Annotated in this window: 8 protein-coding genes; 3 read left to right on the top strand and 5 right to left on the bottom strand. The window is 73.1% G+C overall.

The genetic code is table 11. From position 1 onward, the window contains the following. Window positions 1-287 precede the first annotated feature (287 nt). The gene (locus ACFYMM_RS09315) at window positions 288-1097 is read right to left on the bottom strand and encodes a TetR family transcriptional regulator (RefSeq protein WP_388385198.1); all 810 of its coding nucleotides are present in this window, start codon (window positions 1095-1097) and stop codon (window positions 288-290) included. 157 nt (window positions 1098-1254) lie between these two features. Further along, window positions 1255-3060 (bottom strand): 3-hydroxyacyl-CoA dehydrogenase family protein, encoded by a 1806-nt coding sequence (locus tag ACFYMM_RS09310; RefSeq protein ID WP_388385197.1) that lies wholly within the window; start codon window positions 3058-3060, stop codon window positions 1255-1257. A gap of 401 nt (window positions 3061-3461) precedes the next feature. Between ACFYMM_RS09310 and ACFYMM_RS09305 the strand changes: the two genes are divergently transcribed. Then, window positions 3462-4037: an adenylosuccinate lyase gene (locus ACFYMM_RS09305; protein WP_388385196.1), complete on the top strand. Its 576-nt coding sequence runs from the start codon at window positions 3462-3464 to the stop codon at window positions 4035-4037. 35 nt (window positions 4038-4072) lie between these two features. On the opposite strand, the gene ACFYMM_RS09300 is transcribed toward ACFYMM_RS09305, so the two are convergent. From ACFYMM_RS09300 to ACFYMM_RS09290, 3 genes are all read right to left on the bottom strand, one after another. Beyond that, on the bottom strand, window positions 4073-4570 hold the full coding sequence (locus tag ACFYMM_RS09300) for a GNAT family N-acetyltransferase (RefSeq protein ID WP_388385303.1): 498 nt from the start codon (window positions 4568-4570) through the stop codon (window positions 4073-4075). A 199-nt stretch (window positions 4571-4769) separates the two neighbouring features. Further along, window positions 4770-6350: an alpha/beta hydrolase gene (locus ACFYMM_RS09295; RefSeq protein WP_388385195.1), complete on the bottom strand. Its 1581-nt coding sequence runs from the start codon at window positions 6348-6350 to the stop codon at window positions 4770-4772. Window positions 6351-6485: 135 nt separating this feature from the next. Beyond that, the gene (locus tag ACFYMM_RS09290; protein ID WP_388385194.1) at window positions 6486-7535 is read right to left on the bottom strand and encodes an Rv2578c family radical SAM protein; all 1050 of its coding nucleotides are present in this window, start codon (window positions 7533-7535) and stop codon (window positions 6486-6488) included. A gap of 159 nt (window positions 7536-7694) precedes the next feature. Between ACFYMM_RS09290 and ACFYMM_RS09285 the strand changes: the two genes are divergently transcribed. After that, on the top strand, window positions 7695-8138 hold the full coding sequence (locus tag ACFYMM_RS09285; protein ID WP_388385193.1) for an SRPBCC family protein: 444 nt from the start codon (window positions 7695-7697) through the stop codon (window positions 8136-8138). 167 nt (window positions 8139-8305) lie between these two features. Next, the gene (locus ACFYMM_RS09280; RefSeq protein WP_388385192.1) at window positions 8306-10714 is read left to right on the top strand and encodes an MFS transporter; all 2409 of its coding nucleotides are present in this window, start codon (window positions 8306-8308) and stop codon (window positions 10712-10714) included. Window positions 10715-10810: the final 96 nt, after the last annotated feature.

Here is a 10810-nt window from a genome sequence, read left to right as displayed (position 1 = left end):
GGGTGGTGCTTCGGCAGCGCTTTGTGGCGCGGGAGGTTGCCTGTGACGCAGGCGTCCGGGCGCGCAGGCCATGGGGCTTGCGGGGACAGCCGACGCGCGAAAGGTCGCTGCGCGCCGGCCGCCCGGACTCCCTTCAACGTATGACACCGCGTGTCAGGTGGCAAGGCACTGAGTGCCAGGAACCGCTCTCAGGTGAAATCTTTACGTAACAAATGAGCGATGATCGATCAGAGTTACCGCGGAGTAGGCGCGGGGGCGCACCGGGCCGCCCCCCCGTCGCCCCGGTGTCACCGCTCCTTGAGCGCCTGCTCGATCGTCCGCATGACCTCGTCCAGCGAGGCGTCGGTCCGGGCCACCGTCACCAGGACCTCGCCCTGGACGGAGGAGGCGGCCGGGGCCGGCCGCGGAGCGCTGCTGCGGCCCGCGCCGATCCCGGTGCCGAAGGTCCTGCGCACGATCGCGAAGGCGTGGTCCAGCTGGGCCTCCACGTCGCCCTGGCCGCCGGCCCTGAGCCAGCGGCGCAGGACGTGGTTGTGGGCGGTGACCACGGCGGAGGCGGCGACCTCCGCCAGCAGCGGGTCGTCGTTGGCGTCGTCGTCGTGCGCGTGTTCGTCGAAGTGACCGAGCAGATAGCGGGTGAAGAGGCGCTCGTAGCGGGCCACCGACGCGATCTCGGCCTCGCGCAGGGTGGGCACCTCGCGGGTCAGCTTGTAGCGGGCGACCGAGATCTCCGGCCGGGCCGCGTACATCCGCATGACCTCCTTGATGCCGCGGCACACCGTGTCGAGCGGATGCTCGTGCGCCGGGGCCGCGTTGAGGACCGCCTCGGCGCGCACCAGGGTGTCGTCGTGGTCCGGGAAGATCGCCTCTTCCTTGGAACGGAAGTGACGGAAGAAGGTACGGCGGGCGACGCCGGCGGCGGCCGCGATCTCGTCGACGGTGGTCGCCTCGTACCCCTTGGTCGCGAACAGCTCCATCGCCGCGGCCGCCAGTTCTCGGCGCATCTTGAGCCGCTGGGCGGCGGCGCGACTGCCCGCGGCACTTTCCGGTGCGTCGGGCGCGGCGGGTGTACGTGAGGACTTGGCGGGCTGGGGCATGACCCGAACGTACTGCATGCGCGCAGCTCGATGCGCAGGTCCGGGGTTTCCCCCGCCCTCGTCGGGCGGGGGAAGGGCGGTCCGGGCGGGCGGGACGTACGCCGGGTCGAGCAGCCCGCCCCAGTCCGTCTCCGTGCGCGGCCGGTCGCCGGGACGCTCAGCGGCGGGCATATTCGCGGAAGCCACGGCCGGTCTTGCGGCCGAGGCAGCCCGCGGCCACCAGGTGCTCCAGGAGCGGGGCGGGAGCCAGCCCCGGGTCACGGAACTCACGGTGCAGGACCTTCTCGATCGCGAGCGAGACGTCGAGTCCGACCACGTCCAGCAGTTCGAAGGGGCCCATCGGGTAGCCGCCGCCGAGCTTCATCGCCGCGTCGATGTCGTCCAGGGACGCGTAGTGCTCCTGGACCATCTTGACCGCGTTGTTGAGATACGGGAACAGCAGCGCGTTCACGATGAAGCCGGCCCGGTCACCGCAGTCGACCGCGTGCTTGCGGATCCTGGCGCACACCTCGCGGACGGTCGCGTGGACATCGTCCGCCGTCAGCACCGTACGGACCACCTCGACCAGCTTCATGGCCGGCGCCGGGTTGAAGAAGTGCATCCCGATCACGTCCTCGGGGCGCGAGGTGGCGCGGGCGCAGGCGACGACGGGCAGCGAGGAGGTGGTGGTGGCCAGGACCGCGCCCGGCTTGCAGACCTTGTCCAGGGTCGCGAACAGCTGCTGCTTGACCGCCAGGTCCTCGGCGACCGCCTCGACGGCCAGGTCCACGTCGGCGAAGGCCTCGTAGGAGCCCGCGGGGGTGATCCGGCCCAGGGTCTCGGCGGCGGCCTCGGCGGTCAGCCGGCCCTTGTCGACAGAGCGCGAAAGCGACTTGCCGATACGGGCCTTGGCCGTCTGCGCCTTCTCCTCGCTGCGGGCCGCCAGGACGACCTCGTAGCCGGCCTTGGCGAAGACCTCGGCGATGCCGGAGGCCATGGTGCCGGAGCCGGCCACGCCGACCGAGCGGACCTCGCGGCCCGGCGTGAGGGAGGCGCCCGCCAGTGGGGTCAGCGCGTCCGGCACGACCGTGGCGCTGCCCGGCGCGTCGTAGCTGTAGAAGCCGCGCCCGGACTTGCGGCCGGTCAGGCCCGCCTCGCTGAGCTGCTTCAGGATCGGCGCGGGGGCGTGCAGCCGGTCGCGGGACTCGGCGTACATGGCGTCCAGGACCGTACGCGCGGTGTCGATCCCGATCAGGTCCAGCAGCGCGAGGGGGCCCATCGGCAGACCGCAGCCGAGCCGCATCGCCGCGTCGATGTCCTCCCGGGAGGCGTACTTGGCCTCGTACATCGCGGCGGCCTGGTTGAGGTAGCCGAACAGCAGTCCGTCCGCGACGAAACCGGGACGGTCGCCGACCGCGACCGGCTCCTTGCCCAGCTCGATCGCCAGGTCGGTGACCGCGGCGACGGCCTGGGGCGCGGTCAGCACCGACGAGACGACCTCGACCAGCCGCATCGCCGGGGCCGGGTTGAAGAAGTGCAGGCCCAGCACCCGCTCGGGCCGGGCCGAGTCGGCGGCCAGCCGGGTCACCGACAGCGCGTTGGTGCCGGTCGCGAGGATCGCCCCGGGGCGGACGATGCCGTCCAGTTCGCGGAAGACCTGGTGCTTGACGTCGTACGACTCCGGGGTCACCTCGATGACGAGGTCGGCGTCGGCCGCGGCCCGCAGGTCGGTGGAGGTGCGGACCCGGGCCAGCAGCCCCGTGCGCTCCAGGCCGGAGAGCCGGCCGCGCTCGACGGCGCGGGCGGTGGAGGTCTCCAGGGCGGCGACGGAGGCGGCGGCCTGGGCCTCGCTGACGTCGATGCCGATCACCTCGCGGCCGGCCTTCGCGAGGACCTCGGTGATGCCGGTGCCCATGGTGCCGAGACCGACGACGGCGATCGTCTTGAGGGGGGACAGGGGCGTGTCGGACAGGGGAGTGGCCATCGCGGGACTCCAGGGATGAGGGTGACGACGAGGAGCGCGCCGGGTGTGCCCGAGGGCACACGCCGGGGCGGAGAGGGATGCGGGTGATGCCGGGCTGCGAGCGCACACGCCCGGGGCCGTTGCCACGGGCGCGCACACGCCCGGGGCCGTTGCCACGGGCGCGCACACGCCCGGGGAGCGGCTGGATCCGACCGGCCCTGTCCCGGAGCCGGGTCGTACTGCGGTACCGATGTACCGAACCGACCTGCACCCACGACGGCTGCGTCACCAAACCGTCGTGAGCGAATACGCGAGAGGGTTACCTCGCTCGTCTGAGCTTAACCGGCGGGTAACGAGCGCGCCAGCCCCCGACTTTGTGATGTAGCTCCCGATGGCCGCGCCACCCGCCTAATCTGGGCTTCGTGGACGAAGAGTGGCGAGCGCTCACGGAACGCTTACGGCAGGAGTCGCGGGGCACGGCGGCGTACGACCGTCTGGTCGCGACCGAGGACCACGAGGAACTGGCGGAGGTGCTCACCGCCGCCGGACAGCCGCTGTGGGCCAGGGAACTGGCCGCGTTCCGGCTGGGGGTCGCGGGCGACCGGCGGGCCTTCGAGTCGCTCGTCCTGCTGCTCAACCACCGCGATCCGCCGCGCTGCGCCGGCGCCGCCCACGCCCTGGCCCGCCTCAAGGACCCCCGGACCGCGCGGGCGGCCGCCGCCCTCGCCACCAACGAACTGCGCGTCGCCTACGCCCTGCACCCGGTCCGGCTGCTGGTCGAACTGCGCGCCCCCGAGTCCGTGCCCGCGCTCGTCACCACCCTGGAGCGGCGGCTGCGCCCCCACGACCCCTACCGCCGGGTCGCCCTCGCCTGTGTGGAGGGGCTCGGCGTCCTCGGCGACGGCCGGGCCAGACGCGTCCTGAACGAGGCGCTGGCCCACCCGGCCCTCGCCGAGGCGGCGGTCCACGCGCTGGCACGGCTGCCGCGGGAGACGTGACCGCCCTGTCCGCGACGACCGGAGGTGATGCCCCGTCAGCCGCCGAGCGGCCTGCAGTACCGCACCTCCGGCACCGCCACCCCGTCCGTCTCGAAGGGCTCCTCGGCGCCGTCCGCGGCGAAGCCGGCCCGCTCGTAGAAGCGGCGGGCGCGCGTGTTCTCCTTCAGCACCCACAGGAGCATGCGCGGGCGCGCCGAGCATCCCGCGAGCGACGCCTCCAGCAACGCCCGTCCCGCCCCGCTCCCCAGGTGCGCGGTGTCGACGTAGATCGCGTACAACTCCGCGTCCGCGGTGTGCGCTTCGCCGTCCCGGTACGGCCCGTACGCCGCCCAGCCGACGACCTCGCCACCGCGCTCCGCGACCAGGTTCACCACGCCGTCCGCCGGCCGCGCCGAGAAGCCGGCCCGCCGCCGCTCGGCGTCCCGGGCCACGCTCAGCGCGTCGAGGTAGGACTGCGGCACGATCCCCCGGTAGGCGCTCCGCCAGCCATGGACGCGTATCCCGGAGACCCGCTCGCAGTCGGCGAGGACCATGTCCCGCACCACGAGCCCGCTCACCGGGCCACCCGCACGGCCGAGGCGGCGACGAAACCGCCCGTGACGGCGACGGCACGGCCGGACCGGGCGGCGGGCGCGAGGCCGTCGGGAACGGGGATCCGGGTTGGTTCGGTCATGCGTCCATGGTGGACCACGGGTCTGACAATGCCCGACGAGCCCCGGCCGTGCGGTCCGTTCAGTGGCGGAAGCCGATCATGCGGTGCAGGTCCCAGGCGGGGGACGACGGGGAGGCCGCCTTCGTCGCCGGAGGCTTCGGGTCGGGTGACCTCGGGCAGACCGCGTCGGCGTCGCCGGTGCCGTGCGGGACCTCGCCGTCCGTGAGGTATGCGGCGAGGTACTTGTCCAGGCACGTGTTCCCGGTCAGTGTGATGCCGTGGTTGCCGCCGCCCTGCTCGACGACCAGGCTGGAGCGGGCCAGCAGCCGGTGGACCGCAACACCGCCGGGGTAGGGGGTCGCCGCGTCCCGCGTCGCCTGGAACAGCAGCGACGGCGGCAGCTCGGCGTTGGCGAGGTTCACCGGCTTCAGCGGGGCCGTCGGCCAGAACGCGCACGGCGCGTTGTACCAGGCGTTCTGCCAGACCATGAAGGGCGCCTTCGCGTACGCCGCCCAGCTGTCCCGGTGCCAACGGTTCCAGTCACGCGGCCAGGACACGTCACGGCACTGCACCGCCGCGTAGACGCCGTAGCCGTTGTCGCCGGAGGCGTCCACCGCGCCGAGGTTGTCGTACGCCTCGACCAGCGCGTCCGCCTTCCGGTCGTTGACGTAGGCGGAGAACGCGTCGGCGAGGTAGGGCCAGTAGCCGTCGTAGTAGCCGCCGGGGATGAAGGTGTCGTCCAGTTCCGCCGGGCCGACCTTGCCGTCCGCCGGCCTCTTGGCCAGCGCCGCCCGCATCGCGTACCACTTGGCCTCGATCTTCGCCGGATCGGTGCCCAGCCGGTAGGTCGCGTCGTACTTCGCGATCCACGCCATCAGCGCGCGGTGGCGGTCGTTGAAGGCGTAGTCCTGGCTCAGGTTGTCGCCGTACCAGACGCCCGCCGGGTCCACGATCGAGTCCAGCACGAGCCGGTGCACCCGCTGCGGGTAGAGCTTCGCGTAGACCGCGCCGAGGTAGGTCCCGTAGGAGTAGCCGAAGTAGCTCAGCCGCTCCGCGCCGAGGGCCTGCCGGAGGGAGTCGAGGTCCCGGACGGCGCTGACCGTGTCGATGTACGGCAGCAGGCCCGCGTACTTGCGGCCGCAGGCGGCGGCGAAGGACTTCGCGCGCGCGAGACCGGCCCGCTCCAGCGCGGCCGTGGCCGGCACGGTGTCCGGGCGGACCGGCTTGAAGTAGCCCGGGTCGCAGTCCAGCGCCGGTGTGCTCCTGCCCACCCCGCGCGGGTCGAAGCCGATCACGTCGTACTGGGCCGCCACCGCCTTGGGCAGTGCCGCCGCGACGAACCCGGCCAGTCGCAGCCCGCTGCCGCCGGGGCCGCCGGGGTTGACCAGTAGCGGGCCCTGGGAGACGGGGGCGGTGTGCGGGACGCGGTCCACGGCGAGGGTGATCTGCCGCCCGGAGGGATCCGCGTGGTCCAGCGGCACCGTCAGGGACGCGCACTGGAGGGTGGGGAAGTCGGACGTGCCGCAGTCGTGCCAGGTGAGTCCCTCGGCCCGGGCGGCGGACGGGGCCTCGGGTGTGCCGGCGCCGGCGGGCACGGCCGTGAGCGAACCGGTCACCACGGCGGCGGCGGCGCACAGCACGGCGGCTGCGCATGTTCTCATGCGTCCTCCCGGGACGGAGGGTCTGCGGACCGCGGGGGCCACGGTCCTCGCCGCATCGTCCCGGCATCGGAGTCCCGAAGAACACGATCTGGCAATACTTGACCCAATTGGTCCGAGATCTGCCCTCGAACGCCCTCAGATGAGGGTCAGCTGAGTCGGACCGGAGACTTCCGCCGGCGCCACCGGCGGCGCGGACTCCGCCGGCCGGATCCTGCGTGCCGTCCCCGCGCGCGTGGGGCCGATGCCGTACTCCTCGGCCAGCTCGTGCACCTGACGGGTGATCCGGCGCTGGTACCACTTGGGCGCGTAGGCGCCCTCCGCGTACAGCCGCTCGTAGCGCCGCACCAGATGCGGGTGGTGCCGGCCCAGCCAGGCCATGAACCACTCCCGCGCGCCGGGCCGCAGATGCAGCGTCAGCGGCGTCACGGAAGTGGCCCCGGCGGCCGCGATCGCCCGCACGGTGGCCCGCAGTTCGGCCGGGTGGTCGCTCAGGAAGGGGATCACCGGCGCCATCAGCACCCCGCACCCGATGCCGTGTTCGCCCAGCGTCCGTACGACGTCCAGACGGCGCTCGGGCGCGGGCGTGCCCGGCTCCACGGTGCGCCACAGCTCCTGGTCCGTGAAGCCGACCGAGACCGAGATGCCGACGTCCGTGACCCGGGCGGCCCGGGTGAGCAGGTCGAGGTCGCGCAGGATCAGCGTGCCCTTGGTCAGGATCGAGAAGGGGTTGGCGCGGTCGGTGAGGGCGGAGATGATCCCCGGCATCAGGCGGTAGCGGCCCTCGGCGCGCTGGTAGCAGTCGACGTTCGTGCCCATCGCCACGTGCTCGCCCTGCCAGCGCGCCGAGGCCAGCTGGCGGCGCAGCAGTTCGGGCGCGTTCACCTTGACCACGATCTGGGTGTCGAAGCCGGTCCCCGTGTCCAGGTCCAGATAGCTGTGCGTGCGGCGCGCGAAGCAGTACACGCACGCGTGCGTGCAGCCCCGGTACGGATTGACCGTCCACTCGAACGGCATGCGCGAGGCGCCCGGCACCCGGTTGAGGATCGACCGGGCCCGCACCTCGTAGAAGGTGATACCGCGGAACTCCGGTGTGTCGAAGGTGCGCGTGGTGACCGCGTCCGCGCCGAACAGGGCCGAGTCGGTCCGGCCGGGTTCCGGCTCCACTGTGAGGTTCTCCCAGCGCATGACGCCTCCTAGGTAGCGCTGTACGCAGAATAGAACACCCGTTCGCATGATCGTGCAAGGGCGGATTCCGACCGCTTGCGCCACCCCGATTTGGGCGCCCGGCCACCGGGGTGGTTGGCTTTCCCCAACCCCTGAGCACCGAGGTCCTGGAGGAGTCCAATGGCGCAGGTCGAGGCCACTACCGAGCGGGTCGTCGCGGCGGACGCGGAGAAGGTGTTCGACGCCCTCGCCGACTACGCCGGCACGCGCGCGAAACTGCTGCCCGAGCACTTCAGCGAGTACGAGGTGCGCGAGGGCGGCGACGGCGAGGGCACCCTCGTCCACTGGAAGCTCCAGGCCACCAGCAAGCGCGTGCGCGACTGTCTCCTGGAGGTCAGCGAGCCCACCGACGGCGAACTGGTCGAGAAGGACCGCAACTCCTCCATGGTCACCACCTGGCGCGTCACCCCCGCCGGGGAGGGCGGCTCCCGGGTCGTCGTCACCACCACCTGGAACGGCGTCGGCGGCATCGGCGGCTTCTTCGAGAAGACCTTCGCCCCCAAGGGCCTGGCCCGCATCTACGACGCCGTCCTCGCCAACCTCGCCCGCGAGGTGGAGGCGTAGGTGGAGGCGTGACCCCACGGCACCACCGGGGACGGGCGGCCGCCCCCGCTCACCGGTTCGGGTGGATCTCCCCGCGAGCCGTCCCGACGCCGTAACTCGTCGCACGCGCCGGTAGTTGTCGCCCTTGCGCGGGAACTGTGCGACGGGTGCGGCGAGGGGAGCGGCAGGTGGGCGGGACGACTCTGGTGCAGCACGAGCCGGCCGCGGCGCCACCGGCACCCGCACCCCCGGCGGCCGGGACCGGGCCGCGCCGGGTGCGGCTGGTCTTCCTCGGGCTGATGCTCGCGCTGCTCCTCGCCGCCCTGGAGCAGATGATCGTCGCCACCGCGCTGCCGAAGATCGTCGGCGAGCTGCACGGCGTGGACCGGATGTCCTGGGCGATCACCGCCTACCTGCTCACCGCCACCGCCGGGCTGCCCGTCTACGGCAAGCTCGGCGACCTCGTGGGCCGCAAGGGCGTCTTCCAGTTCGCGATCCTCGTCTTCGTCATCGGATCCGCGCTGGCCGGACAGGCCCGCACCATGGACCAGCTCATCGCCTTCCGCGCGGTCCAGGGCGTCGGCGCGGGCGGGCTCATGACCGGTGTGCAGGCGATCATCGCCGACATCGTGCCGCCCCGCCGGCGCGGCCGGTACATGGGCCTGACCGGCGCCGCCTTCGGCCTCGCCTCGGTGGCCGGACCCCTGCTCGGCGGCTACTTCACCGACCACCTCTCCTGGCGCTGGTGCTTCTACGTCAACGTCCCCTTCGGCCTGCTCACCCTGGCCGTCGTCAGTATCGCCCTCAAGCTCCCCAAGCCGACGGCCAGGCCCCGCTTCGACGTCCTCGGCGCCCTGCTGCTCGCCGCCGCCTCCGCCTGCCTGGTGCTGCTGACCAGCTGGGGCGGCACCGAGTACGCCTGGGACTCGCGGGAGATCCTCGCGCTCGGCGCCGGCGCGCTGGCCGCCACCGTCCTCTTCCTCCTCGTCGAGCGTGTCGCGGTCGAACCCCTCATCCCGCTACGACTGTTCCGGGACCCCGTCTTCGACGTCACCGGCCTGGTCGGCCTGGTGATCGGCGTCGCCCTGTTCGGCGCGGCCGGATATCTGCCGACCTTCCTGCAGATGGTCGACGGGGCCTCGGCCACCGAGTCCGGCCTGCTGATGCTGCCGATGATGGCGGGCATCGTCGGCGCCTCGGTCATCGGCGGACAGCTCGTCAGCCACACCGGCCGCCACAAGGCCCTGCCCGTCCTCGGCGCGGCGCTGGCCGCCGTCGGCATGTATCTGCTGTCCGGGCTCGCGGTGGACACGCCCCGGTCGCACTACAGCGTCTGGATGGCCGTCCTCGGCGCCGGCATCGGCCTGGTGATGCCCGTCCTGGTCCTCGCCGTGCAGAATTCCGTGCCCGCCGCCGACCTCGGCACCGCCACCAGTGCCCACACCTACTTCCGGCAGATCGGCGGCAGCGTCGGCGCAGCCGTCTTCGGCACCCTCTTCGCGCACCGGCTCACCGGCGCCCTGCGCACCGAGCTGCCCCCGCGTCCGGGGGCCCGGCTGCCCGACCCCGAGTCCATCACCCCGCAGCTGGTGCACGCGCTGCCCCCGGCCCTGCGCGACGCCTACGCACGCGCCTACGCCGACGCCATGCCCCGGATCTTCCTCTATATCGTCCCGGTGCTCGTCCTCGGCCTGCTCATCGCCTTCCTCCTCAAGGAGAAACCGCTGGTGTCCCACCACGCCGCCGAAACGGAGCCCGAGTCCGAGAACGCCCCGATCCCCCAGGCCCGCCCCCGGCCCCCGGCCGGGAGCACGCCCCTGCCGCCCCGCCCGCCGCAGCCGGCAGTCCCGCTCCACGGCACCGTGCAGCACTACGACGGGACCGTGGTGCCCCGAGCCGCGCTCACCCTCGTCGACGCCACCGGGCAGCAGATCGGGCGGGGCGCCAGCGGCGAGGACGGGCGGTACGGGCTGTCCACGCCCGGCGCCGGGTCGTACGTCCTGATCGCCGCCGCCGGCGGCCACCAGCCACGGGCCGTCACCGTGACCGTCGGCGAACGGCCCGTCGAACTCGACATCGTCCTCGGCGGCGCCGGACGCCTCGCGGGCCGGGTCCGCACCGCCGACGGCACCCCGGTACGGGACGCGTCCGTCACCCTCACCAACGTGCACGGCGAGGTCGTCGCCACCACCCGCAGCGGCCGCGAGGGCGGCTACGTCATCACCGAACTGGTCGCCGGCGAGTACACCCTGGCCGCCAGTGCGCCCGCCTTCCGCCCCGCCGCGCTCCCGGTCACCGTGCAGGCCTCCAGGGAGACCCGCCAGGACGTCGAACTCGCGGGCGGCGCCGTACTGCGCGGCACCGTGCGCGCCGGGGGCGGACGGCCCGTCGAGGACGCCCGGGTGACCCTGCTCGACGCGGCCGGCAACGTCGTCGACACGCTCACCACGGGCGCCGACGGGACGTTCCGGTTCATCGACCTGTCCTCCGGCGAGTACACGGTGATCGCGGCCGGATACCCGCCGGTGGCCACCGTCCTCCAGGTGGCCGGCGGCGGCCGCACCGAGCGTGACCTGCAGCTCGGCCACGAGGACTGAGCCGCCGGGACGCGGCGGGACGCGGGCCTGCCCGCGGGTGCGATCCGGTGAGACCAATTACCGGATTGCCACACATCGCAACTGGCCATCGCCGTA

This window comes from Streptomyces sp. NPDC006739, from assembly GCF_042869815.1.
GTDB lineage: Bacteria > Actinomycetota > Actinomycetes > Streptomycetales > Streptomycetaceae > Streptomyces.
This window is presented reverse-complemented; position numbering and strand designations above follow the sequence as displayed.